Origin of the sequence: Streptomyces sp. NPDC047002 (genome assembly GCF_040704505.1) — a bacterium.
GTDB lineage: Bacteria > Actinomycetota > Actinomycetes > Streptomycetales > Streptomycetaceae > Streptomyces.
The window spans coordinates 14,612-40,181 of record NZ_JBEYWC010000049.1; the positions used below are offsets into that span (position 1 = coordinate 14,612).

Below are 25,570 nucleotides of genomic sequence, written 5' to 3' on the forward strand. Positions count from 1 at the left end.
GCCGGGCGGGGTCAGTGCAGCAGGGTGCGGACCAGACGGCAGGTGGTGTCGGACGGGGGGTGGATGCCGATGCGGGCAGCGGTGGCGCGGATGCGTGCGTTGTCGGCGTGGGAAGGCTGGTACACGCCGGTGTCGAGGAGGGCTATCGCCAGGCGCATGGCCTTGAGCCTGCGGTTGTGCGTCTCGTACCACTCGCGGGGGCGGCCCGCGGGCAGCGGTGCGCGGCTCAGCGGTGGCAGGGGCGGCGCCGAAGCGGGGCGGGCCGCCGCCCGCGTGCGGCGGCGCGGGCGCGCGGGCGCGCGGGTCGGGTCGAAGTGGCTGCGGTCGGTGGTCTCGTTCGTCGTCTCCGGCATCGCGGCAGCGGCCATCGGTGACCTCCAAGCGGTGGCTGGCACACGGTCGTTCAGCTCCTGCGAACTGCCTCCATTTTACGACAGCCCACTGACAATCCCCGCTGGCCAGAAGGGTTTTGGGGCTGCTGGAGCGGGCGGTCGAGGAGAGGCGGTGCGGGCCGCGCGCAGCGGTCGGGCCCGTCCTCCGCCCTGCGACGCGCAGGACGGGCCCGGCCCCGGGCGGTGGCGTTACGCGCCGCTCGCCCGGGACGCCGCGATGCCGCGCTCCGCCTCGGCGAGGATCTCGGTGACGCGGGCGGCGAACCGTGCGTCGACGTCGTGCGGCCTCCCCGTCCGCACGGCTTCGAGCAGGGCGTCGATCGCCGACTCGAAGGACTGCTGCGCGCTGCCCCGGCCCTCCGGCATGCGGACGACGCCGTGCCGGCCCCTCAGCTCCACGGCGTTGCCCGAGCCGGCCTTCGGGGCGCTCAGGCTCAGCGCGACGGAGCTTGCGGCGCCCCCTGCGTGCCGCAGCACCAGGTGGGTGAGGTCGCGTCCGGTGCGTACGGCGGTCACGTCCGCCACGTCGCCGAGGAGCGGCAGCAGGACGGAGAGGGCGTGCGGGCCGACGTCCCACAGGCCGCCCTTCTCGCGCCGCCACGGCGAGGCGGCGAAGGGGTTGTCTGGTTCGTCAGGGCTCTGCTGCCCCTCGGGTCCTTCGGGGTAGAGCGAGCCGAGCCAGTGGGCGTGGGCGGTGAACCAGTCGCCGACCGCGGCCTGTTCGTCGATCCACCGGGCCGTGGCCGGTTCGAAGCGCGCCGTGAAGAAGACGACGGAGAAGACCCCGGCGCGCTCGGCCGCGTCCGCGACCTCGCGGGCGCCGTCGACGGTCGTGGCGACCGGCTTGTCGAGGAGGAGGTGCCTGCCTGCGGCCGCGGCCCGCGCCGCGAGCGGTGCCTGGATGTCGGGCGGCAGGGCGAAGGCGACGGCGTCGCTCGCCGCGATCAGCGCGTCGACGCCGTCGTCGCCCGAGTACGGGGTCGTGCCCAGCGTGCCGGCGAGGGAGCCCGCGGCGTCCGGGCGGCGGCCCCAGACACCGCTCAGCTCTATGCCGGGATGGGCGGCGAGGGCCGGGCCGTGGGTCATCTGCGCCCACGGTCCCGTACCGAAAAGTCCGATGCGTGACTTACTCATGCCGCTCAGTCTGCCGTGTCCGCGGCGCCCGCGGGCGCCCGGCATCCGCGTACCGGTGGTAAGTGCGCGGCTACTTGACGGTAGGGGCCGCGATCCCGGGACGGGGGCCGTGTCCCGGAGGGTGATCATGGTCGCGCCGTGGGCGGCCGCGGCCCTCCGGTGGGCGGGCGGCCGCGCTCCCGCGGCGAGGGCAGCGAGGTGGGCCGTGGTCCCGCGCCGTACGGCCCGGCCGGTCGGCGTCGTACGGGACAGACAGGTAACACCCGGTTCACCACCGGGCAACGGTTGAGAAATGGCACATTGCGAACCTTGCCCGCAGAGCCGCCGCGCGGCGCGCTCGCGGCGTATGCGGCGCTCGCCCCGCGCGCACCCAGCAGAGCGAAGGATGAGGACCGTGGCGTTCAAGGCCGAGTACATCTGGATCGACGGCACCCGGCCGACGGCCAAGCTCCGCTCCAAGACGAAGATCATGCAGGACGGCGCGGAGCCGCCGGTCTGGGGCTTCGACGGGTCGAGCACCGGGCAGGCGGAGGGCCACGCCTCGGACCGCGTACTGAAGCCGGTCTTCACCTGCCCCGACCCGATCAGGGGCGGCGCCGACGTGCTGGTGCTGTGCGAGGTGCTCGACATCGACATGACGCCGCACGAGTCCGACACCCGGGCCGAACTCGCCGAGGTGGCGGGGCGGTTCGCGGGGCAGGAGCCGGTCTTCGGCATCGAGCAGGAGTACACGTTCTTCAAGGGCTCGCGCCCGCTGGGCTTCCCGGAGGGTGGCTTCCCCGCAGCGCAGGGCGGCTACTACTGCGGGGTGGGCGCGGACGAGATCTTCGGCCGGGACATCGTGGAGGCGCACCTCGACAACTGCCTGCGGGCCGGGCTCGGCGTCTCCGGCATCAACGCCGAGGTCATGCCCGGGCAGTGGGAGTTCCAGGTCGGCCCGCTGGCGCCGCTGGAGGCCGCCGACCACCTGTGGGTCGCGCGCTGGCTGCTCTACCGCACCGCGGAGGACTTCGGGGTGTCGGCGACCCTCGACCCCAAGCCGGTGAAGGGCGACTGGAACGGCGCGGGGGCGCACACCAACTTCTCGACCCGCGCCATGCGCGAGGCGTACGCGCCGATCATCACGGCCTGCGAGGCGCTCGGCGAGGGCTCGAAGCCGATGGACCACGTCAAGCAGTACGGCGAGGGCATCGACGAGCGGCTGACCGGGCTGCACGAGACCGCCCCGTGGAACGAGTACAGCTACGGCGTCTCGGACCGCGGCGCATCGGTCCGCATTCCCTGGCAGGTGGAGCGGGACGGCAAGGGGTACATCGAGGACCGCCGTCCGAACGCCAACGTCGATCCGTACGTGGTGACGCGGCTGATCGTCGACACCTGCTGCACGGCGCTGGAGAAGGCCGGGCAGGCCTGAGCCGTACGGCGGACGCCCCGGGCCGTGCCCCGGGCTCCGCACCGCGCCCCGCCCGTGCGGCGGGGCGCCCTGGACGCGGCGGAAGCCGCGGGGGCCGTGGGGGCCCCGGGGTACGTGGGGGGTGGCCGCCTGCACCGGCCATCCCCCACACTCGTGTGCCCGGACGACGACAACCGCCGCGTCCTCTCGGTGCTCGCCCACCTCGACCACGGCAGGGAGGGCCGCGGCACGGCCTGACGCCGTCCGCAGGACCTCGACGCTCGGCACCCCGCACACCGCACCCCGCACCCGTCCCTCGGACCTCGGCGCCCGGTCAGGTGCGGCCCCGGCGCGCTGCGCGCCGCCGTCAGGGGCGTGCGGTCAGGCCAGCGCGCCCCGTCGGCGCGGGCCGTACCACCTCCCGGGCGGCGCGGGCGCGGGGCGGAGTGACCGTACGACTTCCCGCTCGTTGTGCCCCACGTGCGTTCCCACGATGCCGTCTCCCCGCCTCCCGCCGGTCCCGGATCCCCTGCGGGGCCCGAGGGGCCGGCGCAGCCGTTCTCCCCTGCCGGTGCCGGCCGGTCAGAGGCCGTTCTTTTCGAGCACTACCCGCGCCTGGTACGCCTCGCGTACCTGGTGCTCGCGCCGTCCCTCGGCCGCGGGCGCCGGGTACTCACCGCGCACGCGATCGTGCAGCGCTCGCTGCCGCGCGGCCGGGACAAGGACGCGCAGGCGGCGCTGCCCGGTCCGCGCGACGGCGCGCAGGGCGCCGTGCGCGACCCCGGGTACGCGGCGCTGCGGGCCGTGGTCGTACGGCAGGCGCTCGACGCCGAGCTGCCGCTGCTGCGCCTCGCGCTCCCCCGGCGTGCGCAACTGCCGCCCCTGCTGCCGCGCGTGTGGGGCGTGCGGCTCGCGCCCCGGCAGGGCGCGGCGGGCGAGCCCGCGGTGGAGCAGCGGCTGGCCAAGCTGTCGGCGGCGGCGCGTGCCGCGCTGGTGCTGAGCGTGCTCGAACGGCTGCCCGACGCGGAGGTGCGGCGGGTGCTCGACGACGCGGGGGTCGACGACCCGGCCACCGCTGTCGCCTCGGCGGCGCGCGCGGCCGAGGGCGTCGACGTGTCGCTGCTGCGCTCCCCCGCGTTCGACCCGTGCGCGCTCCAGGCGCGCCCCACCGACCTGGCGCGCCGCCGCCAGCACGGCAGGGCCGCGCTCGCCGCTCTCGCCGCGCTCGTGGTGTGCGGGGCGCTGCTCGGCCTCCCCGGGGACGGCTGGGGGCCCGACGGGCCCGCCGCCCCCGCGTACGCGCAGAACGCGGCGGCGCAGGCGGCGCTCGACCCGGCGAAGGTGGTGCGGGCCGCGCCGTCCGCGTGGCGGGACTCGTCCCGTACGGACTTCTCGGTGTGGCCCGCGCGCGGCCCGCTCGTCAAGGACACCGAACTGCTGCGCAGGGCGCTCGCGGTGTGGGCGCGCCCGGGGACGGGCGTACAGGTGTCGGCGACGCCCGGGACGCCGTCGGGGCCGCCGATGGGACCGCCGCAGCTGCTGTACGCGGGGACGGTGGACCGGGCCAGGGTGGTGCTGTTCTACGACGGCCTGCGGGTGGTGCGGTACGCGGAGACCGTCCAGGGCGCGCAGGCGGCGGCGGTCGACTTCGCGCGGGTCGACGGCGCGGGCGACGGCTCGTCCGACGCGGTCGTGCTGGACCGCTCCGACGGCAACGTCCGCTATCTGACGGCCCCCTGGGTGGCCGGGACGTCCGTGCGGGACCTGCTGGCGCCGGACGAGGACGCCCGGCCGCTGCACCGCGACGGGGACGGCGTGACGGACGCGCTGCGCAGCCCGGCCATGGCGAGCACCTGCACGTCGTGGGACACGCTGGGCGTGCGGGACGACGAGGAGGCCGGCGGCGGCCGGCGGCTGCTGACCGACCTCGGCGAGCTGACCCCGGTGCGGCTGACGTCCGGGTCGCCGGCCGACCCCGAGGACGCGACGTCCGCGTCGGACCGCGCCTCCTGGGCGCGTACGGCGTGCCTGCTGCCGACCATGCGCGGCGAGGGCGTGAAGTCGGTCAACTCCTGGCACTACGCGGAGCAGGCGCTGCCCGAGGGCGAGGGCACGGCGGACTGGGTCTGCACGCGCGGCGAGACGTGGCGCGGCGCGGACAGCCGGGTCCTTGCGCAGTTCCAGGCGCCCGTGGGCTCGTCCGGCACGTCGGGCGCGGCGAAGAACGGCAACCCCGGCGCGATCACCGCGACCGCGACCGGCTCCCCGGACTGCGGCCCGAAGTCGCCCGACGCGGTCGCGGGCGCGCTGTGGAAGTCGGCGTCCGGCTCCTGGTACCTGCTGGGCGCAGGCAGCGAGCGGGTCACGTCGCTGACGGCGTCGGGCGGCGTGCAGGCCACGGTGCCCGGCAGGCTGATGGCCGTGCAGGCCAAGGAGGGCAGCCAGGCCCGGCTCAAGGGCACGCTGGAGGACGGCGGCACGGTCGGCACCGTGCACTGAGGCGCCCGTGGCGCCTCCGCCCCCGCCCCCGCCCCCGCGTACAGGGGCGGGGGCGGGGGCGGCTCAGGGCAGCAGCCAGTCCGCGCCGAGCGCGGCGACCAGGACGGCGCAGAGCAGGTAGGTGCCGAGCCTGGTCCTGCCGTGGCGGCTGAGTTCGATCACCACGCCGCACAGGACCATGGCCAGGCCGTAGACCCCCATCACCAGTACCGACTGGCGCTGTTCGAGGCGGATCCAGAGCAGGACGGCCATGCCCGCGAGGACGACCCACCCCATCGTGACCCGGATCATGCGCGCCTGACGGGGCGTCAGCCCCACCGCGGCGACCTCCTCGTCGGCGGCCGACGGCATCTCCTCGTGGTCTGATGAGCTCATGAACCGGGAGCGTAACGGACGTCCACCCGAGCCCGCCCGTTAGGCTTGTCATATGACCACGCTGACGACCTCGCCGCCCCGGGTGCGGCGCAGGCTGGGCGTCGAGGAGCGCAAGCGCCAGCTGACCGGTGTGGCCCTCGAACTCCTGGGCCGGCACGCGCCCGACGACGTCTCCCTGGACGACATAGCGACCGCCGCCGGGATCTCCCGCCCGCTGGTCTACCACTACTTCCCGGGCAAGCAGAGCCTGTACGAGGCCGCGCTGCGGCGCGCGGCCGACGACCTGGTGCGGCGCTTCGACGAGCCCCTCACCGGTCCGTTCGGCGCCCGGCTGCTGCGGGCCATGGGGCGGTTCTTCGACTTCGTCGACGAACACGGGCCCGGCTTCGCGGCGCTGATGCGCGGCGGCGCGTCCCCGGTGGGCGGCGCGGCCGCGGGCCGGGGCGTGGTGGACGGGGTGCGCAGGGCGGCCTACGACGAGGTCCTGCGCCATCTCGGTGTCGCGGACGAACCGCCGCAGCGCCTGCGGATCGTGGTCAGGTCGTGGGTGTCGCTCGCCGAGACGACGGCCCTGACCTGGCTGGAGGACCGCGCGGTGCCGCGGGCCGAGCTGGAGCTCCAACTCGTGCAGGACTTCGCGGTCCTGGCCGCGGTCAGCGCGGCGCGCGACGAGGAGATGGCCGCCCTGCTCGGCCGGGTCCTGGCGGCCGAGCCGCCTGACGGGCCGCTCGCCGGCCTCGCCGCCCGCCTAGGCGGCGCCCGCGGCTGACCGGCCGCCCGGCGCGGACCCGGCCGCGGCGCGCGGCCCGGGCCCGGCCGCGGCGCCGCAGCCGGGCGGCCCGCGCGTGCGCGGACAGCCCACGCAGGTGCGCGAACGGACCCCGCGTGCGCGGACGGCCTACGCGTACGTGACGTGCACGCTGGTGAAGCCCAGGGAGTGCAGCAGCCCCTCCAGCATGGCGGTGGTGTTGGTCTCCGCGCGCCGCGTCAGCTCGCTGTCCTTTGCCGCGTCCGCGATGTGCTTCGCGGCCAGCTTGGTCACGGCCTGCTCGCTGTCCGGGTTGTCGGAGAACAGGTCGCCGAGCCGGTCGAGCAGCCCGCGCTGCTTGTCGACGGTGTAGGAGCGGTCGGGGTCGAGCGCCGGCTTGCCGAGCTGCGCGTGCGGCAGCCTGATCGTCGCCGACGTGCGGTCGGCGTCGGTGGTCACGTCGTCCTTGCCGATCCCGCTGAAGTCGACGTACGAGCCGACGGTGCCAGCGCCCACGTAGAGGGTGCGGGTGCCGCGGATCGCGTCGGGCAGGTACTTGGCGTCCTTCTGGAAGTCGACCACGACCTGGAAGTTGCCCTCGGCCGCCTCGTAGCGGTGCAGGTCCTGGATGGACTGGAGCAGCGTGGGGCCCGTCCTGTCGTGGCTCTCCTCCCCGAACAGCCCGCCGAGGCCCGGCAGGAGGTGGATGCGGGTGCCGAGGAACAGCAGCGCGAGCACGGCGACGACCGCGACCAGCGTGGTGCGCAGGCGGTGCGTGCGCGGTGGGCGCGCACCGCGCGTGTCGTGCGTGTCGTCTTCGGAGGGCGCGTCTGTGGACGTCATACCTGTCAGATGTCCCGCCGGGCGCCCTTCACGCCGCTGTTCCGGTGCCGGTTCGGCTTCCGTTTCGCAACAGCCGTGTGTGGGCGCCCCGTTGGCCCCGCCCGGCGCCCCGGGCCGGGGCCCGGTTCACAGCGCGGCGGTCGACCACCAGACCGTGGTGTCCGGCGGGAGGACGGAGCCGCCGCCGTGGCAGTCGGGCGCCGTCGGCCCGCTGGTCAGCAGGACCCGGCCGGGCGCGGCGAACGGCACCGGCGCCTGCGTGGTGTTGGCCGCGCACACGAAGCCGGGCCTGGCGAAGGCCACGACGCCCTCGGGTGCGTCGAGCCACTCGACGCCTTCGCCCGCGCCGAGGCCGGGGTGGGCCCGGCGGGCGGCGAGCGCGGCGCGGTACATCTCCAGCGTCGAGCCCGGGTCGCCGGTCTGCGCCTCGACGCTCAGCCCGGCCCACTCGGCGGGCTGCGGCAGCCAGCTGCCTCCGCTGCCGAAGCCGTACGAACTCCCGCCGCGCGTCCAGGGGATCGGGACGCGGCAGCCGTCGCGCAGCCCGTCCTGGCCGTCGGTGCGGAAGTACGAGGGGTCCTGGCGCACCGCGTCCGGCAGGTCTGTGACGTCGGGCAGGCCGAGTTCCTCACCCTGGTAGAGGTAGGCGGAGCCGGGCAGGGCCAGCATCAGCAGGGTGGCGGCCCTGGCCCTGCGCAGGCCGAGCGCGCGGTCGCCGGGCTCGCGGGTCTGGAGCCCCGTGTCCGCCGGGCCCGCGAAGCGGGTGGTGTGCCGGGACACGTCGTGGTTGGAGAGCACCCAGGTGGTGGGCGCGCCGACCGTGCGCATCGCGGCCAGCGAGCGCTCCGCCACGGCGCGCAGCGCTGCACCGTCCCAGGCTGTCTCCAGATACTGGAAGTTGAACGCCTGGTGCAGCTCGTCGGGGCGCACGTAGCCCGCGGTGCGCTCGACGGTCGGCGTCCACGCCTCGGCGACGGCGATCCGCTCGCCCGCGTACGAGTCGAGGAGGGCGCGCCAGGTCCTGTACACCTCGTGCACCCCGTCCTGGTCGAAGAACGGCACGACGTCGCCCGAGAGCAGCCGCAGCCCGCCGCTGCCGCCGATGTCGGGCAGGCCGGGGGCCTTGACCAGGCCGTGGGCCACGTCGACGCGGAAGCCGTCGACGCCGAGGTCGAGCCAGAACCGCAGGACGGAGAGGAACTCCTCGGCGACGGCGGGGTGTTCCCAGTCGAAGTCGGGCTGCTCGGGCGCGAACAGGTGGAGGTACCAGTCGCCGGGCGTGCCCTCAGGATCGGCGGTGCGGGTCCAGGCGGGGCCGCCGAAGACGGACTCCCAGTCGTTGGGCGGCAGTTCACCCGCCGGGCCCCGGCCGGGCCTGAAGTGGTAGCGCTCGCGCAGCGGCGATCCCGGGCCCTCGGCGAGCGCCCGCCTGAACCACTCGTGCTCGACGGAGGAGTGGTTGGGCACCAGGTCCACGATGACGCGCAGGCCGAGCGCGTGCGCCTCGCGGATGAGCGCGTCGGCGTCGTGGAGGGTGCCGAACACCGGGTCGACCGCGCGGTAGTCGGCGACGTCGTACCCGGCGTCCGCCTGCGGCGAGGCGTAGAACGGGCTGAACCAGACGGCGTCGACGCCGAGGTCCCTGAGGTGCGGCAGCCGGCTGCGCGCACCCGCGAGGTCGCCCATGCCGTCGCCGTTCCCGTCGGCGAAGCTGCGCGGATAGACCTGGTAGATCACGGCGCCGCGCCACCACTCCGCGGCGGGTGCGCGCTCCGCCTCGGGCGTGGCGCGCGGGGCGGGGGTCCCGGCGGCGGGCGGCTTCGGGGGCGTCTGGTCGTCTTCGGCGCAGTCGGCGGCCTCGGCGGAGTCGGTGGCAGAGGCGGCGGGGTGGTCGGTCATGTCGTCCCTGGGTTGCTGCGGCGCCGTGGCGGTGGCCTTCTGTGACAGGACCGTAACAGTGCGGGCAGGGCGCCGAAAGAGCTTGCGCAATCTTTCAGCAAAGTTTCGGCGTGCATCTTGGTGCCGCGGCGCCGTCGGGGTCCCGTACAGTCCGGTGCCATGACCGCACGACTGGCCGGGATCGCCGCGCGGGCGGGGGTCAGCGAGGCGACCGTGAGCCGGGTGCTGAACGGCCGCCCAGGGGTGGCGGCGGGCACGCGCACGGCGGTGCTCGCCGCGCTCGACGCGCTCGGCTACCCGCACCCGGTGCGCGAACGCAGGCGCGGCGGGGCCCTGGTGGGGCTCGTCATGCCAGAGCTGGACAACCCGGTCTTCCCGGCGCTCGCGCAGGCGGTGGGCGCCGCGCTGGCCCGGCAGGGCTGCACGCCGGTGCTCGCGACGCAGGCCCAGGAGGGCGCGGCGGAGGACGGGCTGACCGCGATGCTGGTCGAGCGGGGTGTGGCCGGCCTGATCATCGTCTCGGGGCAGCACGCGGACACCACGGCCGACCCGGGCCGCTATGCGCGACTGCGGGCCCAGGGCGTGCCGTTCGTGCTGGTGGACGGGTTCGCGCCGGAGGTGGACGCGCCGTTCGTCTCGCCCGACGACCGGGCGGCGGTGCGGCTCGCGGTGACGCACCTGGTCGCGCTCGGGCACCGGCGGGTGGGCCTCGCGGTCGGGCCGCGGCGGTTCGTGCCCGTGGTGCGCAAGACGGAGGCGTTCCTCGACGCGGTCGGCGAACTCCTCGGGCAGCCGCGGCGGGAGGCCGAGGAGCTGATCGTGCAGTCGCTTTTCACCCTGGAGGGCGGCGAGGCCGCCGCGTCGGCGCTGCTGGACGCCGGGTGCACGGCGGTGGTGTGCGCGAGCGACATGATGGCGCTCGGCGCGGTCAGGGCCGTGCGGCGGCGGGGGCTCGACGTGCCGCGCGACGTGTCGGTCGTCGGGTACGACGACTCGCCCCTGATGGCGTTCACGGACCCGCCGCTGACGACGGTGCGCAAGCCGGTGGCCGCGATGGGACAGGCCGCGGTGCGCACGCTGCTGGAGGAGATCGCCGGCACTCCGGCGGCGCGGGGCGAGTTGGTGTTCCTGCCGGAGCTGGTGGTGCGCGGGTCGACGGCCGCGGCGCGCGGGGCGTGAGGCCCGCCGGGCCTCCCCGGGATCTCCCGGAAATTCGCGGTATCCCCGCACGGCCCGGGGCGTGAGACCGCTTCGGGGACGCGCGTTCACCATGAGGTCGCGCGGACTCGCCCCGGATATGGTCATGTACCGCCCAAGGTGGAGCAAACGCACGGTGAACCCACCCGAAGGGTGATCGGTTCGGTGCGGGCCTTCTGGCAAACTCTGTTGTCATGGGTGAACCGACCGTGAACAGACGGACCAGTCTCACGGCCGCGCCGTCACCCGCCGCTGACGAGGGGACCGAGGTGGCCGACTCGCCGCCGCCGAAGGGCGCGTCGGCCGTGCGGGCCGGTGACGCCTCCGCGACCGTACGGGGCTGGATGCATCGCCGTAGACTGCCGCACAAGCCGCGCGTCTGGTTCGAGATCCTGCTCATCGCCGTGGGCTACTGGATCTACTCCATGATCCGCAACGCCGTGCCGGAGCAGCGGGTGCAGGCCCTGCGCAACGCGCGGTGGGTGTGGCACGCGGAGCACCATCTCGGGATCGCGGTGGAGCAGTCGGTCAACCACGCCGTCAATTCGGTGACTTGGGTGATCGTCCCGATGAACTACTACTACGCGACGCTGCACTTCGTCATCACCGTCGGCGTCCTGGTGTGGCTGTTCGTCGCGCACCCGGGGCGGTACGCGGCGGCCCGGCTGGTGCTCGCCGCGACGACGGTGGTGGCGCTGCTCGGCTACTACCTCTACCCGCTCGCGCCGCCCCGCCTGCTGAGCGGCGGCTTCATCGACACGGTCGCGGTGCACCACACCTGGGGCTCGGTCTCGTCGGGCGACCTGAAGTCGGTCTCCAACCAGTACGCGGCGATGCCCTCGATGCACATCGGCTGGTCGCTGTGGTGCGGGCTGACCATCTTCGCGCTGGCCAAGGCGCCGTGGGCGCGCGTCCTCGGCCTGTGCTACCCGGTGTTCACCCTGCTGGTGATCGTCTCCACGGCCAACCACTTCTGGCTCGACGCCATCGGCGGCATCCTCTGCCTCGCGTTCGGCTACGCCGTCTCGTACGCGTGGTACGGCACGATGCCCTACCGGCTGCCCCGGCTCGCGGCCGGGGCGCGGCGCCCGCCTGCCGAGCCCCTGCGGGCCTGAGCGCGGGGGCCTGGTCGCCCGTCCCTGGGCAGGAGCGGGCGGGCCGGTCTGCGGGGCGCCGGGCGTCAGGGCGCTTCGTAGCCGTAGAAGATCTCCTCCATCACGGTCCGCGCGCGGCGCGTGGCGCGCCGGTAGTCGTCCAGCATCTCGCCGACGCGGCCCGGCCCGTAGCCGAGGTAGCGGCCGACGGCGGCCAGGTCCCTGCTGTCCGAGGGGAAGGTGTCGCCCGGCCTGCCGCGCACCAGCATCGCGCCGTTGCGCACCCGGGTCGCGAGCACCCACGCCTCGTCGAGGGTGGCCGCTGCCTCCGGGTCGATGAGGCCCGCCTCCCGCGCCGCGGCCAGTGCGGCCCTGGTGCGGGTGGTGCGCAGCCCCTGCACCTCGTGGGCGTGGCGCATCTGGATCAGCTGGACGGTCCACTCGACGTCGGTGAGACCGCCCCTGCCGAGCTTCGCGTGCAGATTGGGGTCGGTGCCGCGGGGCAGCCGCTCGGTCTCCATACGGGCCTTGAGGCGGCGGATCTCGCGCACGTCGTCCTCGGACAGGCCGCGCGCCGGGTAGCGCAGCGGGTCGATCAGCTCGACGAACCGGGTGCCGAGGTCCGCGTCGCCCGCCATCGGCGCGGCCCGCAGCAGCGCCTGGCTCTCCCACACCAGCGACCAGCGCCGGTAGTAGGCGGCGTAGGAGGCGAGGGTGCGCACCAGCGGGCCGCTCTTGCCCTCGGGGCGCAGGTCGGCGTCGATCAGGAGCGGCGGGTCCGCGGTGGGCACCTGGAGGAGCCTGCGGATCTCGGTGACGACGGCCGAGGCGGCGACGGCGGCCTCGTGCTCGTCCACGCCCTCCCGCGGCTCGTGCACGAACAGCACGTCCGCGTCGGAGCCGTAGGCGAGCTCCTGGCCGCCGAAGCGGCCCATGCCGATGACGGCGAAGCGGGTGGGCAGCGTGTCGCCCCAGCGCTCGCGGACCGCGGCGCGCAGGGCGCCCGCGACGGTCGCGGCGTTGAGCGCGGTCAGCGCCGTGCCGACCCGGTCGACGAGGGCGCCGTGGTCGCCCTCGGCCGGGCTGTCCTCCGTGCCGTACGAGCCGACGATGTCGGCGGCGGCGGTGCGGAACAGCTCGCGGCGGCGCACCCCGCGGGCGACCGCGACGCCGCCCTCGGCGGTGTCGGCGCGGCCGACCGCCGCGACGATCTCCGCTTCGAGCGCGGCGCGGCCGCGCGGCGCGAGGCCCTCGGGGTCGCCGAGCAGGGCGACCGCCTCGGGGGCGCGCAGCAGCAGGTCGGGGGCGAGGCGCCCGGCGGAGAGCACCCGTGCGAGGTTCTCCGCCGCGGCGCCCTCGTCCCGCAGCAGCCGCAGGTACCAGGGGGTCTTGCCGAGCGCGTCGGAGACCTTGCGGAAGCCGAGGAGGCCCGCGTCGGGGTCGGCCGAGTCGGCGAACCAGCCGAGCAGGACGGGCAGCAGGGTCCGCTGGATCGCCGCCTTGCGCGAGACGCCCGACGACAGCGCCTCCAGGTGGCGCAGGGCGGCCACCGGGTCGGCGTAGCCGAGCGCTTCGAGGCGCTGGCCCGCGGCCTTGGCGCTGAGCCTGGTCTCGCCGGGCGCGAGCTGCGCGACGGCGTCGAGCAGCGGCCGGTAGAACAGCTTCTCGTGCAGCCGCCGCACGACGGCGACATGCTGCTTCCACGCGCGGTTGAGCTCGGCCACCGGGTCGGTGCGCAGCCCGATGGAGCGGCCGAGGCGGCGCAGGTCGGCCTCGTCGTCCGGCATCAGGTGGGTGCGGCGCAGCCGGTGGAGCTGGATGCGGTGTTCGACGGTGCGCAGGAAGCGGTACGCCTCGTCGAGCTGGGCGGCGTCGCGGCGGCCGACGTAGCCGCCGGCGGCGAGCGCCGCGAGCGCGTCGAGGGTGGTGCCGCTGTGCAGGGAGGCGTCGCTGCGGCCGTGCACGAGCTGGAGCAGCTGGACGGCGAACTCGACGTCGCGCAGCCCGCCGGGGCCGAGCTTGATCTCGCGCTCCGCCTGGCCCGCCGGGATGGTGGCGACGACGCGGCGGCGCATCTCCTGCACGTCGGGCACGAAGTGGTCGCGCTCGGCCGCCTGCCACACGAGGGGCGCGACGGCCTCCTGGTAGGCGGCGCCGAGCGCGGCGTCGCCCGCGACGGGCCTGGCCTTGAGCAGGGCCTGGAACTCCCAGGTCTTGGCCCAGCGCTCGTAGTAGGCGAGATGGCTGCTGAGGGTGCGTACGAGGGGCCCGTTGCGGCCCTCGGGGCGCAGGTTGGCGTCGACGGGCCAGATCGCGCCCTCGACGGTGGTCTCCGAGCAGATCCGCATGAGGTGCGAGGCGAGGCGGGTCGCGGCCCGCACGGCGGCCGTCTCGTCGGCGTCCCCCGCGCCCTCCGGTACGTCGCCGACGAAGATGACGTCCACGTCGGAGACGTAGTTCAGCTCGTGTCCCCCGCACTTGCCCATGGCGATCACGGCGAGGCGGCAGGCCGCGGCGTCCTCGGGCGCCGCGGCCTCCGCGATGGCGAGGGCGGCGCGCAGGGTGGCCGTGGCGAGGTCGGCGAGCTCGGCCGCCGTCTCGGCGACACCGGTCGTGCCGCACACGTCGCGGGCGGCGATGGCGAGCAGGCAGCGCCGGTAGGCGACGCGCAGCGCGACCGGGTCGGCGGCGGCCGCGGCGGCCGCGAGCACCTGCTCGAACTCGCTGACGCCCGGGTGCAGGTCGGCGGACTCGTAGGTGGCGAGCACGCGCCAGTCGCCCGGGTGCCGCGCCAGGTGGTCGCCGAGCGCCTCGGAGGCGCCGAGCACCCCGAGGAGCCGGTCGCGCAGCGGCTTCGCCGTGACGAGGGTGTCGAGGAAGATGCGCCGCTCCCCCTCGTCCTCCTGCGCCTCGGCGAGCCGTACGAGCCCGCGCAGCGCGAGGTCGGGGTCCGCGGTCGCGCCGAGCGCGTCGAGCAGCAGCGGGTCGGCCCGTACGGCGGCGACGGCGGGCGCGTCGAGGAAGCGCTCGGCCGCTGAGGGGTCGGTGAATCCGTGCCGCAGCAGGCGCGTGAAGGTGCTGCTGCGTCGGCCCGGCGCCGTCGTCATCGGTGTCTCCGTAAGCTGTGGGGCCACGGCCGCGGGGCCGCTGCGTTCTGGGACAACAGGGGCAGGCTCAGACCCTGGCCCCGTGCGGGGCCCGGGGGCGGGGCCGGGGCGCGGGCGCGTGCCGGGAGCCCCGGCCCCCGCGGGGTCAGCGGGAGGTCTGCTCGCGCCACTGGTTGGTGATGGGCAGGCGCCGGTCCTTGCCGAAGCCCTTGGCGGAGATCTTGGTGCCCGGCGGGTACTGGCGTCGCTTGTACTCGGCGACGTCCACCATGCGCAGGGTGCGCGCGACGAGCTCCTCGTCGAAGCCGAGGGCCACGATGGCGTCCTTGCCCTGGTCGCGGTCGACGTACAGCTCCAGGATGCGGTCGAGCACGTCGTAGTCGGGCAGGGAGTCCGTGTCGACCTGGCCGGGGCGCAGCTCGGCGCTCGGCGGCTTGGTGAGGGAGCTCTCCGGGATGGGGGGCGTCTGGCCGCGCTCCTCGGCGGCGCGGTTGCGCCAGCGCGCGAGCCGGAACACGTCCGTCTTGTAGACGTCCTTGATCGGTCCGTACGCGCCGACGGAGTCGCCGTAGAGGGTGGAGTAGCCCACGGCGAGCTCGGACTTGTTGCCGGGCGCGAGGACGATGTGGCCCTCCTGGTTGGAGAGCGCCATCAGCGTCGTGCCGCGCAGCCGGGACTGGAGGTTCTCCTCGGCGAGCCCGGTGAGGCCGAGGGAGCCCATGTAGGCGTCGAACATCGGCTCGATGGGCACCGTGCGGTAGTGCAGCCCGGTGCGCTGCGCCAGGTCGGCCGCGTCGTCCTTGGAGTGGTCCGACGAGTACTTGGACGGCAGGGAGACGCCGTACACGTTGTGCGCGCCGAGCGCGTCGCAGGCGAGGGCGGCGACGAGGGACGAGTCGATGCCGCCCGACAGGCCGATGAGGACGGAGGAGAAGCCGTTCTTGGCGACGTAGGCGCGCAGGCCGACGACGAGCGCCGAGTAGACCTCCTCGTCGTCGTCGAGGCGGTCCGCGTACCCGCCGGTCAGCTCGGGCTCGTAGGGCGGCAGCGGCTCGGCGGAGAGCGTCACGTGGTCGATGCGCAGCCCGTCGTCGACGGTGCCGGACGGCGGCTCGGGGGCGGCGGCCGGCAGGTCGAGGTCGAGGATGACGCTGCCCTCGGCGAACTGCGGGGCGCGCGCGATGGTCTCGCCGTGCCGGTCGACGACGATGGAGTCGCCGTCGTAGACCAGCTCGTCCTGGCCGCCGATCATCGCGAGGTACGCGGTGGTGCAGCCGGCCTCCTGGGCGCGCTTGCGCACCAGTTCGAGGCGGGTGTCGTCCTTCAGGCGCTCGTACGGGGAGGCGTTGACCGAGACCAGCAGCCCGGCGCCCGCGGTCCTCGCCGCCGGCACGCGCCCGCCGTCCTGCCAGAGGTCCTCGCAGATCGCGAGCGCCACGTCGACGCCGCGTACCCGGACGACCGGCAGGGTGTCGCCCGGCACGAAGTACCGGAACTCGTCGAAGACGCCGTAGTTCGGCAGGTGGTGCTTGGCGTAGCGCAGCACCACGCTGCCGCCGTGCAGCACGGCCGCCGCGTCCAGCGGGGCACCCGCGGGCTGCCCGTACTTCGGCTGCGCGGTCTCGGAGCGGTCGAGGTAGCCGACGATCACGGGGATGTCGCCGAAGCCCTCGTCGGCGAGGCGGGCGGCGAGCGCCCGCAGGGCCGCGCGGGACGCCTCGACGAACGACGACCGCAGGGCCAGGTCCTCGACGGGGTAGCCGGTCAGCACCATCTCGGGGAACGCGACGAGGTGCGCCCCCTGCTCGGCGGCGTGCCGGGTCCAGTGGACGACCGCCTCGGCGTTCCCCGCGAGGTCGCCGACGGTCGAGTCGATCTGATTCAGGGCGAGACGTAGTTGAGGCACGGGACCAGTGTAGTCACCTTAATCGTCGCTCTGACGCGATACCCGGCCGCTGTCCGGCGCGGCCGGGCGGCGGGCCGTGCGGGCGGGCCCTGGGGCCCGCCCGGCTGTCCGCGGGCCGTTCCGGCAGGCAGTATGGGCACCGGGGATGCGACAGGGGCCGCCGCAGGAGCCGCCGGGGGGCCGCAATCTGTCGGAAACCCTGTGATGGCATGCTCGGTGCCGCCACATGTCCGCACAGACCGCCGGGGCACGGTACGACACCGGGGCGACCAGCCTGACCAGCAAGGATGAGTGGGAATGGACAAGCAGCAAGAGTTCGTGCTCCGTACGCTCGAGGAGCGCGACATCCGGTTCGTGCGCCTGTGGTTCACCGATGTGCTCGGCTTCCTGAAGTCGGTGGCCGTGGCCCCTGCCGAGCTGGAGCAGGCCTTCGACGAGGGCATGGGCTTCGACGGCTCGGCCATCGAGGGCTTCGCGCGGGTCTACGAGTCCGACATGATCGCCAAGCCCGACCCGGGGACGTTCCAGATCCTGCCCTGGCGCGCGGAGGCCCCGGGCACGGCCCGGATGTTCTGCGACATCCTGATGCCGGACGGCTCGCCGTCCTTCGCCGACCCCAGGTTCGTGCTGAAGCGGATGCTGGCGAAGGCGTCCGACCAGGGCTTCACCTTCTACACGCACCCGGAGATCGAGTTCTACCTGCTCAAGGACAAGCCGCTGGACGGCACGCGGCCGACGCCCGCGGACAACTCGGGCTACTTCGACCACACGCCGCAGGCGGTGGGCATGGACTTCCGCCGCACGGCGATCACCATGCTGGAGTCGATGGGCATCTCGGTCGAGTTCAGCCACCACGAGGGGGCGCCCGGCCAGCAGGAGATCGACCTGCGGTACGCGGACGCGCTGTCGACGGCGGACAACATCATGACGTTCCGGCTGGTGATGAAGCAGGTCGCGCTGGAGCAGGGCGTGCACGCGACGTTCATGCCGAAGCCGTTCTCCGAGCACCCGGGCTCCGGGATGCACACGCACCTGTCGCTGTTCGAGGGCGACCGCAACGCGTTCTACGAGTCGGGCTCGGAGTACCAGCTCTCCAAGGTCGGCCGGTCGTTCATCGCGGGCCTGCTGAACCACGCGGCGGAGATCTCCGCGGTCACCAACCAGTGGGTCAACTCGTACAAGCGGATCTGGGGCGGCTCGACCCGCAGCGCGGGCGCGGGCGGCGAGGCCCCCTCGTACATCTGCTGGGGCCACAACAACCGGTCGGCGCTGATCCGCGTGCCGATGTACAAGCCGGGCAAGACGGGCTCCGCGCGGGTGGAGGTCCGCTCGATCGACTCGGGCGCGAACCCGTACCTGACGTACGCGGTGCTGCTCGCCGCCGGCCTCAAGGGCATCGAGCAGGGCTACGAGCTGCCCGCGGGCGCCGACGACGACGTGTGGGCCCTGTCCGACGCGGAGCGCCGCGCGATGGGCATCGAGCCGCTGCCGCAGAACCTCGGCGAGGCGATCGCGCTGATGGAGCGCAGCGAGCTGGTCGCGGAGACACTCGGCGAGCACGTCTTCGAGTTCTTCCTGCGCAACAAGAAGTCCGAGTGGGAGGAGTACCGCTCCGAGGTGACGGCCTTCGAACTCCGCAAGAACCTCCCGGTGCTGTAGACCCCAGACGCCCTGCTGCGCGGGGGCGCTCCGGTGCGGTAGACACGTCGCTCATGACGGAGAACAGCGAGGCGGGGGCGGCCCCCGCGCCAAGGGCGGGGGCGCCGGGCGCGCCGGAGGCCGCGGAGGTCGAGCGTGCGGTCGCCGAGGCGGACGGGGGCGCGGGCCCCGCGCCGCTGCGGCGGGTGGCGGTGGTCACCGGCGGCGGCCGGGGCATCGGCGCCGCGGTCTGCGCGCGGCTCGCGGCGGACGGCCACGACATCGCGCTCGCCTACGTGAACGACGCGGACGCCGCGGCCCGCACGGCGCGCGCCGTCGAGGAGGCGGGCGCGCGGTGCGTGACCGTACGGGTCGACGTGTCGCGCGAGGGCGACGTGGACCTGCTGTTCGAGACGGCGGCCACGGAGCTCGGACCGGTCACGGCGCTGGTGAACAACGCGGGCGTGACCGGACCGCTCGGCCGGCTCGCCGACACCTCGGCCGAGGTGCTGCGGCGCGTGGTGGACGTGAACCTCACGGGCACGCTGCTGTGCTGCCGCCGCGCGGTGCGCGAGATGACGGCGGGCGGCACCGGCGGCCCGGGGGGCGTCATCGTGAACGTGTCGTCGGCGGCGGCGACGCTGGGCAGCCCCGGCGAGTACGTGCACTACGCGGCGACGAAGGCGGCCGTCGACGCGCTGACGGTGGGTCTGTCGAAGGAGCTCGGCCCCGAGGGCATCCGGGTCAACGCCGTCGCACCCGGCCTCGTCGACACGGACATGCACGCGGCGATGGGCGACCCGGACCGCCCCGCGCGGATGGCCCCGGCCATTCCGCTGCGGCGGGCGGGCGAGCCCGAGGAGATCGCGGCGGCCGTCGCCTGGCTGCTGTCCCCCGAGGCGAGTTACGTCTCCGGCACGGTGCTGCGCGCGGCGGGCGGCCGCTGAGCGGGCGGGCCCGGGGGCGTCGGGCCCCGCGCCGCGCCGCCGCTACAGGCGTACGCGCGCGGCAATCGGCAGGTGGTCGCTGCCGGTGGCCGGCAGGGTCCAGGAGGACGTGGGGTCGACGCCGCGCACCATGATCTGGTCGATGCGCGCCATCGGGAACGCCGCGGGCCAGCTGAAGCCGTAGCCGTCGCCCGCCGCGCCCTGGGTGCTGCGCATCTGCGCGGTGACGGCGTTGAGGGAGCGGTCGTTCATGGTGCCGTTGAGGTCGCCGAGCAGCACCACGCGGGACTGCCGCTCGGCGGCGATCGCCGCGCCCAGCGCGTTGGCGCTGTCGTCGCGCTGGTTGGCGGTGAACCCCGCGTGCACCTTCACCCGCACGGACGGCAGATGTGCGACGTACACCGCGACCTGCCCGTGGGGCGTGTCGATCAGCGAGCGCATCGCGCGCTTCCAGCCGATGCGGATGTCGACGGCGCGGGTCCCCGTCATCGGGTACTTGCTCCACAGCCCGACCGTGCCCTCGACCGCGTGGTACTTGTACGTGCCGGCGAGGCCCTTCTCGTACGTCGGCAGGGCGGCGGGGGCGAGTTCTTCGAGGGCGACGACGTCGGCGCCCGAGCGGGTGAGGTCGGCCGCGGTGGCCGCGGGATCGGCGTTCTCCGCGTCCACGTTGTGGGTGGCCACCGTGAAGTCCCCGCCCGGTGCCTCCTTGCTGACGACCAGTCCGCCGAAGAGGTTGAGCCAGACGGCGACCGGCAGCACCAGCGCGACCAGCGCAAGGGCCGACCTGCGGACCAGCGCGAGCCCCAGGATCACCGGGACGGCGAGGCCGAGCCACGGCAGGAAGGTCTCGGCGAGGGAGCCCATGTTGCCGAAGGCGTTGGGGATGTGCGAGTGGAGCGCCATCACGAGGGTCACCACGAGGGCGGCGGCCGCGAGCACGGTGCCCCGGCGCCAGGCCCCCGAGCGCCAGCTGCGCACGGAGCCCGGCCCCCGCCGGATACCGGTGTCCCGAGCGTCCGCCGCGACCGCCACCGTCTCCGCCGTGTGCTCCTGCGTCATGAATGCCCTCGCTGACTTCGCCCGTGCGTCGGTGACGGGCCGGGGGTCCCGCCCCGCGCACCCGCCCCGGGTCTGTCCGACCCTAGGGGATGGAGCCCGGCTTTCGCCGCCGCCTCACGACAGCCCCACCGAGACCAGGACGTGACCTGGGCGCCGGGAGGTTCCCGGCCCCGGGTGGGGCCCGGATCACAGGTCCCGGCGGGAACCCCCACTTCCGGCCGCACGTCCCGGGTGCCACCATGGGAAGTGGTCCAGGGACGCCGTCAGGGCGCCTTGAGATGACGAAAGGGCCGCAGGCCATGACCTCTTCATCCGGTGCCGCAGCGGCGGCGCACGCACCCTCCCCGACATCCGCCGACAGCAGCGGCAAGGCGCTGTACGGCGGGAAGAGTTCCCGCAGGATCACCGTCCACGACATCGCAGCGGCCAAGGAGCGCGGCGAGAAGTGGCCGATGCTCACCGCGTACGACGCGATGACGGCGTCCGTCTTCGACGGGGCCGGGATCCCCGTGATGCTCGTGGGCGACTCCATGGGCAACTGCCACCTCGGGTACGAGTCGACGGTGCCGGTGACGCTCGACGAGATGGCGGTGCTCGCCGCGGCCGTGGTGCGCGGCACCCGGCGCGCGCTGATCGTGGCGGACCTGCCGTTCGGCTCGTACCAGGAGGGGCCGGTACAGGCCCTGCGCAGCGCCACCCGGCTGGTGAAGGACGCGGGGGTCGGCGCGGTGAAGCTGGAGGGCGGCGAGCGCTCCCACGAGCAGATCTCGCTGCTCGTGCAGTCCGGCATCCCCGTGATGGGCCACATCGGCCTGACCCCGCAGTCGGTCAACGCCATGGGCTACCGGGTGCAGGGCCGCGGCGAGGAGGCCGCGCAGCAGCTGCTGCGGGACGCGAAGGCCGTGCAGGACGCGGGCGCCTTCGCCGTGGTGCTCGAACTGGTGCCGGGCGAGCTGGCATCCGAGGTCACCCGGAGCCTGCACATCCCGACCGTGGGGATCGGCGCGGGCCCGGAGACGGACGCGCAGGTCCTCGTCTACACGGACATGGCGGGGCTGACCCCCGGCCGGACGCCGCGCTTCACCAAGCAGTACGCGAACCTGCGGCAGACGCTGGGCGACGCGGCGCGCGCCTTCGCCGACGAGGTCGTCACAGGAACGTTCCCGCAGGCGGAGCACACCTTCCACTGAGCCGCTGCCCGCACCACCCGCGGCCCGCCGGCCGTCCCCCGCCGGCGGGCCGCCGCGCGCCGGGGCACGGCGGGCACCACGGCGGCTCGGGGTGGCGCGCACCGCGGGGACGGCCGTTGGGCGAGCGGTCGGCGATATACGGGCGATATGTCGGCGAGCATCGTCCGGTGGCGTCCGCTGTCAGCGGCTTGTCGGTGGCTTGTCGGTGCCGTGTCGGTGGCCCCTGGTCCCATGGGGGGCATGACGCGAATCGACAAGAACCTGAGCGGTGACCGCAGGGGCATCGCCGTCGAGGTGCGGGGGCTCGTCAAGCAGTTCGGCGGCCCCCAGGGCACCAGGGCACTGGACGGGGTCGACCTCGACGTGCGCGAGGGCACCGTGCTCGGCGTGCTGGGGCCGAACGGCGCGGGCAAGACCACGCTCGTGCGCATCCTGTCCACGCTGCTGCGGCCGGACGCGGGCTCCGCGACGGTCGCCGGGTACGACGTGCTGCGCAAGCCCCGGCAGCTGCGCCGCACCATCGGCCTGACCGGCCAGTACGCCTCGGTGGACGAGAAGCTCTCCGGCTGGGAGAACCTCTACATGATCGGGCGGCTGCTCGACCTGCCGCGGCAGGAGGCCCGCAGGCGCTCCGACGAGCTGCTTGAGCGGTTCTCACTGACCGACGCGGCGAAGAAGCCCGCCATGCAGTACTCGGGCGGCATGCGGCGCAGGCTCGACCTGGCGGCGTCCATGATCGGCCGCCCGGCCGTCCTCTACCTGGACGAGCCGACGACGGGCCTCGACCCGCGCACCCGCAACGAGGTGTGGGACGAGGTGCAGCGGCTGGTCGGCGAGGGGGCGACCGTGCTGCTGACCACGCAGTACATGGAGGAGGCCGAGCAGCTCGCGGACGAGCTGACGGTCTTCGACCGGGGCCGGGTCATCGCCGCGGGCCGCGTCGACGACCTGAAGGCCAGGGTCGGCGGGCGCACGCTGAAGATCACCCCGACCGACACGGCCGCCCTGCCGCACATGGCGCGGGTGCTCGCCGACGCGGGCCTCGACGGGGTGGCGGGCGCGACGGCGGTGCCCGACGAGGGCGTGCTGTATGTGCCGATCCTCAGCGACGAGCAGCTGACCGCGGTGATCGGGGTGCTCGGCGCGCGCGGCTTCTCGATCGCGCACATCGGCACGCACCTGCCCAGCCTCGACGAGGTGTTCCTCGCGATCACGGGCCAGAAGACGACGGACGGCGCGGCGGCAGCGGCCGCGGGCGCCGGCAGCGAGACCGAGGGGGTAGCGGCATGAGTACGACATCCACGAGCGCCGAGGCGCAGCCGGCCACGGGCGGGCCCGCCGCGCGGCACGCGCAGGCGCCCGCCCCGCCGGGGCCCCGCTCCCCGGGACCGGCCACGGACGACGGGCGGATCGGCCTGCGGGCCAACCTGCGGCACATCGGCGCCCTGGTGCGGCGCAACGCGCTGCAGATCCGGCAGGACCCCGAGTCCATGTTCGACGTGCTGCTGATGCCGATCGTCTTCACGGTGCTGTTCGTCTACGTCTTCGGCGGCTCGGTCGGCGCCAGCCTGGGCGGCGACCGCCACGACTACCTCAACTACGTGGTGCCGGGACTGATGGCGATGATGGGCATGAACATCGCCATGGCCGTGGGCACGGGCATGAACGACGACTTCCGCAAGGGGGTCATGGACCGGTTCCGCACGATGCCGATCGCCCGCTCGTCGGTGCTCATCGCGAAGATCGTGGTGGAGATCGGCCGGATGCTGGTCGCGACGGCGATCCTGCTCGGCATGGGCTTCGCGCTCGGCATGACGGTGCAGACGTCGGTGCTCGGCCTGCTGGCGGCCGTGGGGCTCTCGCTGCTGTTCGGCGCGGCCCTGATGTGGATCTTCATCCTGCTCGGCCTGACCATGAAGACCGCGCAGGCCGTGCAGGGCGTCGCGATGCTCGTGCTGATGCCGCTCCAGTTCGGCTCGTCGATCTTCGCGCCGACGAAGACCATGCCGGGGTGGCTCCAGGGCTTCACGGACTACAACCCGCTGTCGAACCTCGCCGACGCGGCGCGCGGCCTGGTCGACGGCGGCCCGGTGACCCACTCGGCACTGATGACGCTGGCCTGGTCCGCGGGCATCACGCTGGTGATGGCGCCGCTCGCGGTCCGCAAGTTCCGGGACAAGACCTGAGCGACCCGGCCCGGCCCCCGCCGCACACCGGCGGCGCGGGCCGGTCAGATCAGGGAAGCGGCTTCCTCGCGGCTCAGGGCGGCGCCCTCCGCGCGGAGTGCGGCGAGGCGGGACTCGTCGCCGCCGAGGGCGGTGAGGGCCTCCTTCTGCGCCGTCTCGTACAGCTCCGCCTCGAAGGGCGCCCGGATGTGGCCCGCGGGTACGAGGCCCTCATAGGCGCCCAGCAGGCGGGCGGCGTCGCGCGCCAGGGTGCCGCCCTCCGGCGCGAGCCCGGCGAGGCAGCGCGCGCCGATGAGCAGCTGCACGGCGGCCATCTCGGGCGCCACCAGCCGCGCCATCGGGGACGTGGTGTAGGCCAGCGCCTCGCGCACGCGCTCCCTGCCCTGGCCGTAGAGACCCTCCTCGACGTCGAGCCAGGCCTCGGCGTCCTTGACGAACCCGCGGAAGACCAGCATCGCCTCGCTGCGGAACTGCTCGCGCGCCAGCCGCAGTTGGGTGCGCGCCTCGGCGACGCGCCCGGTGCGGCCGAGCCATATCGCGAGGAACAGCCGGGCCACGGGGACCTCGTGGTGCCCCGAGCCGTCCTCGCCCTCGGAGCCGCTGAGCACCTCGTGCAGGATCGCCTCGCCCTCCTCCGCGCGCCCGACCTCCATGAGGTTCTGCGCGAGGCGCACCCGCAGCACCGCCATGTGGTGGAGCGCGCCGAGCCCCTCCGCGTAGACGGTGGCCTGCGTGAAGTCGGCGACGGCCGCGCCGAAGCGGCCGAGCCGCTCGTTCGCCTCGCCCCGCGCCGACAGGGTCTCGGCGGTGCTCCACACGTCGCCGAGCCGCTGGAAGACGACGAGCGCCCGGTCGGCGTCGCGCACCGCGGCCTCTGCGGACGCGCCCCGGTTGGCCCGCATGTTGGCCCGCAGCTGGAGGACGCTCGCCAGCTCCCACTCGTAGCCGAACTCCTCGCAGGCGGCGACCGTTTCGTCGAGGGCCCGCGCCAACCGCTCCTCGTCGCCGGTGAACAGCAGGGTCAGCACCCAGAACACGCCGGGGTAGCGGCAGGTCTGCGGCAGGCCGGGGCGGTAGACGCCCGCGACGGACTCGAACCAGCTCTCGCGCTCGCTCAGCCACTCCTCCGTGGACAGGTCGGTGTTGAGGAGGCCGAGCAGCCCCACCTCGCGGCGCGCCTCCACCAGCACGGCGTCCGGCATCGGCGGCGGACCGTCGGTGCACCGCCGGTGGACCGGCTCCGCGGGCCGCACGGGCGCAGCGAACGGGTCGGGGCCCAGCTCGGCGGCGTTGGCGAGCCACTGCCGCGCCTCGATGCGCTGGTCGACCATCTGCCAGTACCAGGTCAGGGAGAGCACCAGGCAGAGCGTCTCGTGCTCGTCGCGGGCGGCGTGCGCCCTGCGCAGGGCCGTGCGGATGTTCTCGTACTCGCGCCTGAGCGTGTCGAGCGCGGTCCGCTGGGCGGCGCCGCGCAGCAACGGGTCGGTCGTACGGGCGAGTTCGCGGTAGTGCACCAGGTGCCTGCGCTCGGTCTGAGCGCGTTCGCCCGCCTCGTCGAGCCGCTCGGAGGCGTACTCGTGGATGGTCTCCAGCATCCGGTAGCGCATCGCACCCTCCGCCCCGGGCGCCGCCACCACCAGCGACTTGTCCACCAACGAACCCAACAAGTCCGCAATGTCCACCCCTCCACCACCACCATCCGCCCCGGCACCGCACACCGCCTCCGCCGCCACCAGATCACACCCACCCGCAAACACCGACAACCGCCGCAACACCCCACGCTCACCCGCACCCAGCAGATCCCACGACCAATCCACCACCGCACGCAACGTCTGCTGCCGCGGCAACACCGTACGACTCCCCCTACTCAACAACCGAAACCGGTCATCCAACCGATCCGCCACCTGACGCGGCGACAACAACCGCAACCGCGCAGCCGCCAACTCGATCGCCAACGGCA

At 74.4% G+C, this 25,570-nt stretch carries 19 protein-coding genes; 10 read left to right on the forward strand and 9 right to left on the reverse strand.

Annotation, left to right across the window (positions count from 1 at the left end; genetic code table 11):
- Positions 1–11 precede the first annotated feature (11 nt).
- Both AB0910_RS29970 and AB0910_RS29975 read right to left on the reverse strand, forming a co-directional pair.
- Positions 12–239: a hypothetical protein gene (locus AB0910_RS29970; protein ID WP_366747821.1), complete on the reverse strand. Its 228-nt coding sequence runs from the start codon at positions 237–239 to the stop codon at positions 12–14.
- A 342-nt stretch (positions 240–581) separates the two neighbouring features.
- Complete coding sequence (locus tag AB0910_RS29975) at positions 582–1,526, reverse strand: Gfo/Idh/MocA family oxidoreductase (protein WP_366747804.1); 945 nt, start codon at positions 1,524–1,526, stop codon at positions 582–584.
- Between the two features lie 394 nt (positions 1,527–1,920).
- On the opposite strand from AB0910_RS29975, the gene glnII reads away from it, so the two are divergent.
- Positions 1,921–2,940 carry a glutamine synthetase gene (gene glnII / locus AB0910_RS29980; RefSeq protein WP_366747805.1) on the forward strand — a complete coding sequence of 340 codons (1,020 nt, stop codon included), beginning with the start codon at positions 1,921–1,923 and terminating at the stop codon, positions 2,938–2,940.
- A 459-nt stretch (positions 2,941–3,399) separates the two neighbouring features.
- On the forward strand, positions 3,400–5,418 hold the full coding sequence (locus AB0910_RS29985) for a hypothetical protein (RefSeq protein WP_366747806.1): 2,019 nt from the start codon (positions 3,400–3,402) through the stop codon (positions 5,416–5,418).
- Between the two features lie 63 nt (positions 5,419–5,481).
- Here AB0910_RS29985 and AB0910_RS29990 read toward each other — a convergent pair whose 3' ends face one another.
- Positions 5,482–5,793, reverse strand: a complete 312-nt coding sequence (locus AB0910_RS29990; RefSeq protein WP_366747807.1) for a hypothetical protein — start codon at positions 5,791–5,793, stop codon at positions 5,482–5,484.
- 52 nt (positions 5,794–5,845) lie between these two features.
- Between AB0910_RS29990 and AB0910_RS29995 the strand changes: the two genes are divergently transcribed.
- Positions 5,846–6,562 carry a TetR/AcrR family transcriptional regulator gene (locus tag AB0910_RS29995; protein WP_366747808.1) on the forward strand — a complete coding sequence of 239 codons (717 nt, stop codon included), beginning with the start codon at positions 5,846–5,848 and terminating at the stop codon, positions 6,560–6,562.
- Between the two features lie 129 nt (positions 6,563–6,691).
- On the opposite strand, the gene AB0910_RS30000 is transcribed toward AB0910_RS29995, so the two are convergent.
- Positions 6,692–7,393 carry a DUF4230 domain-containing protein gene (locus tag AB0910_RS30000; RefSeq protein WP_366747822.1) on the reverse strand — a complete coding sequence of 234 codons (702 nt, stop codon included), beginning with the start codon at positions 7,391–7,393 and terminating at the stop codon, positions 6,692–6,694.
- Positions 7,394–7,510: 117 nt separating this feature from the next.
- A complete protein-coding gene (locus tag AB0910_RS30005) occupies positions 7,511–9,283 on the reverse strand; it encodes a glycoside hydrolase family 13 protein (protein WP_366747809.1) in 1,773 nt (590 codons plus the stop codon).
- A gap of 159 nt (positions 9,284–9,442) precedes the next feature.
- Between AB0910_RS30005 and AB0910_RS30010 the strand changes: the two genes are divergently transcribed.
- Together AB0910_RS30010 and AB0910_RS30015 are read left to right on the forward strand one after the other, a co-directional pair.
- Positions 9,443–10,462 carry a LacI family DNA-binding transcriptional regulator gene (locus tag AB0910_RS30010; RefSeq protein ID WP_366747810.1) on the forward strand — a complete coding sequence of 340 codons (1,020 nt, stop codon included), beginning with the start codon at positions 9,443–9,445 and terminating at the stop codon, positions 10,460–10,462.
- Positions 10,463–10,674: 212 nt separating this feature from the next.
- Entirely contained in the window at positions 10,675–11,595 is a 921-nt protein-coding gene (locus AB0910_RS30015; RefSeq protein ID WP_366747811.1) for a phosphatase PAP2 family protein, read from the forward strand.
- A 65-nt stretch (positions 11,596–11,660) separates the two neighbouring features.
- On the opposite strand, the gene AB0910_RS30020 is transcribed toward AB0910_RS30015, so the two are convergent.
- The gene (locus AB0910_RS30020) at positions 11,661–14,681 is read right to left on the reverse strand and encodes a bifunctional [glutamine synthetase] adenylyltransferase/[glutamine synthetase]-adenylyl-L-tyrosine phosphorylase (protein WP_366747812.1); all 3,021 of its coding nucleotides are present in this window, start codon (positions 14,679–14,681) and stop codon (positions 11,661–11,663) included.
- A gap of 145 nt (positions 14,682–14,826) precedes the next feature.
- Positions 14,827–16,587 (reverse strand): NAD+ synthase, encoded by a 1,761-nt coding sequence (locus tag AB0910_RS30025; protein ID WP_366747813.1) that lies wholly within the window; start codon positions 16,585–16,587, stop codon positions 14,827–14,829.
- Positions 16,588–16,884: 297 nt separating this feature from the next.
- On the opposite strand from AB0910_RS30025, the gene AB0910_RS30030 reads away from it, so the two are divergent.
- Complete coding sequence (locus AB0910_RS30030; protein WP_366747814.1) at positions 16,885–18,246, forward strand: glutamine synthetase family protein; 1,362 nt, start codon at positions 16,885–16,887, stop codon at positions 18,244–18,246.
- Between the two features lie 53 nt (positions 18,247–18,299).
- A complete protein-coding gene (locus AB0910_RS30035; protein WP_366747815.1) occupies positions 18,300–19,172 on the forward strand; it encodes an SDR family oxidoreductase in 873 nt (290 codons plus the stop codon).
- A 42-nt stretch (positions 19,173–19,214) separates the two neighbouring features.
- Here AB0910_RS30035 and AB0910_RS30040 read toward each other — a convergent pair whose 3' ends face one another.
- The gene (locus AB0910_RS30040) at positions 19,215–20,234 is read right to left on the reverse strand and encodes an endonuclease/exonuclease/phosphatase family protein (protein ID WP_366747816.1); all 1,020 of its coding nucleotides are present in this window, start codon (positions 20,232–20,234) and stop codon (positions 19,215–19,217) included.
- Positions 20,235–20,533: 299 nt separating this feature from the next.
- Here AB0910_RS30040 and panB point away from each other — a divergent pair, with 299 nt between their 5' ends.
- The 3 genes from panB (at position 20,534) to AB0910_RS30055 (ending at position 23,610) form a co-directional block, all read left to right on the forward strand.
- The gene (gene panB / locus AB0910_RS30045; RefSeq protein ID WP_366747817.1) at positions 20,534–21,424 is read left to right on the forward strand and encodes a 3-methyl-2-oxobutanoate hydroxymethyltransferase; all 891 of its coding nucleotides are present in this window, start codon (positions 20,534–20,536) and stop codon (positions 21,422–21,424) included.
- Between the two features lie 240 nt (positions 21,425–21,664).
- Positions 21,665–22,714 carry an ATP-binding cassette domain-containing protein gene (locus AB0910_RS30050; protein WP_366747818.1) on the forward strand — a complete coding sequence of 350 codons (1,050 nt, stop codon included), beginning with the start codon at positions 21,665–21,667 and terminating at the stop codon, positions 22,712–22,714.
- On the forward strand, positions 22,711–23,610 hold the full coding sequence (locus AB0910_RS30055; protein WP_366747819.1) for an ABC transporter permease: 900 nt from the start codon (positions 22,711–22,713) through the stop codon (positions 23,608–23,610). The genes AB0910_RS30050 and AB0910_RS30055 overlap by 4 nt, the downstream gene beginning before the upstream one ends.
- 44 nt (positions 23,611–23,654) lie before the next feature.
- Here AB0910_RS30055 and AB0910_RS30060 read toward each other — a convergent pair whose 3' ends face one another.
- The gene (locus AB0910_RS30060; RefSeq protein WP_366747820.1) at positions 23,655–25,277 is read right to left on the reverse strand and encodes a hypothetical protein; all 1,623 of its coding nucleotides are present in this window, start codon (positions 25,275–25,277) and stop codon (positions 23,655–23,657) included.
- Between the last annotated feature and the right edge of the window lie 293 nt (positions 25,278–25,570).

What these genes read in the sequence shown, in the direction of transcription:
- AB0910_RS30020 (WP_366747812.1), bottom strand. Translation starts at nt 14,681, where the DNA reads ATGACGACGGCGCCGGGCCGACGCAGCAGCACCTTCACGCGCCTGCTG.
- AB0910_RS29975 (WP_366747804.1), bottom strand. Translation starts at nt 1,526, where the DNA reads ATGAGTAAGTCACGCATCGGACTTTTCGGTACGGGACCGTGGGCGCAG.
- AB0910_RS30055 (WP_366747819.1), top strand. Translation starts at nt 22,711, where the DNA reads ATGAGTACGACATCCACGAGCGCCGAGGCGCAGCCGGCCACGGGCGGG.
- AB0910_RS30010 (WP_366747810.1), top strand. Translation starts at nt 9,443, where the DNA reads ATGACCGCACGACTGGCCGGGATCGCCGCGCGGGCGGGGGTCAGCGAG.
- panB (WP_366747817.1), top strand. Translation starts at nt 20,534, where the DNA reads ATGACCTCTTCATCCGGTGCCGCAGCGGCGGCGCACGCACCCTCCCCG.
- AB0910_RS30015 (WP_366747811.1), top strand. Translation starts at nt 10,675, where the DNA reads ATGGGTGAACCGACCGTGAACAGACGGACCAGTCTCACGGCCGCGCCG.
- AB0910_RS29995 (WP_366747808.1), top strand. Translation starts at nt 5,846, where the DNA reads ATGACCACGCTGACGACCTCGCCGCCCCGGGTGCGGCGCAGGCTGGGC.
- AB0910_RS30035 (WP_366747815.1), top strand. Translation starts at nt 18,300, where the DNA reads ATGACGGAGAACAGCGAGGCGGGGGCGGCCCCCGCGCCAAGGGCGGGG.
- AB0910_RS30030 (WP_366747814.1), top strand. Translation starts at nt 16,885, where the DNA reads ATGGACAAGCAGCAAGAGTTCGTGCTCCGTACGCTCGAGGAGCGCGAC.
- AB0910_RS30040 (WP_366747816.1), bottom strand. Translation starts at nt 20,234, where the DNA reads ATGACGCAGGAGCACACGGCGGAGACGGTGGCGGTCGCGGCGGACGCT.
- AB0910_RS29990 (WP_366747807.1), bottom strand. Translation starts at nt 5,793, where the DNA reads ATGAGCTCATCAGACCACGAGGAGATGCCGTCGGCCGCCGACGAGGAG.
- AB0910_RS30005 (WP_366747809.1), bottom strand. Translation starts at nt 9,283, where the DNA reads ATGACCGACCACCCCGCCGCCTCTGCCACCGACTCCGCCGAGGCCGCC.
- AB0910_RS30050 (WP_366747818.1), top strand. Translation starts at nt 21,665, where the DNA reads ATGACGCGAATCGACAAGAACCTGAGCGGTGACCGCAGGGGCATCGCC.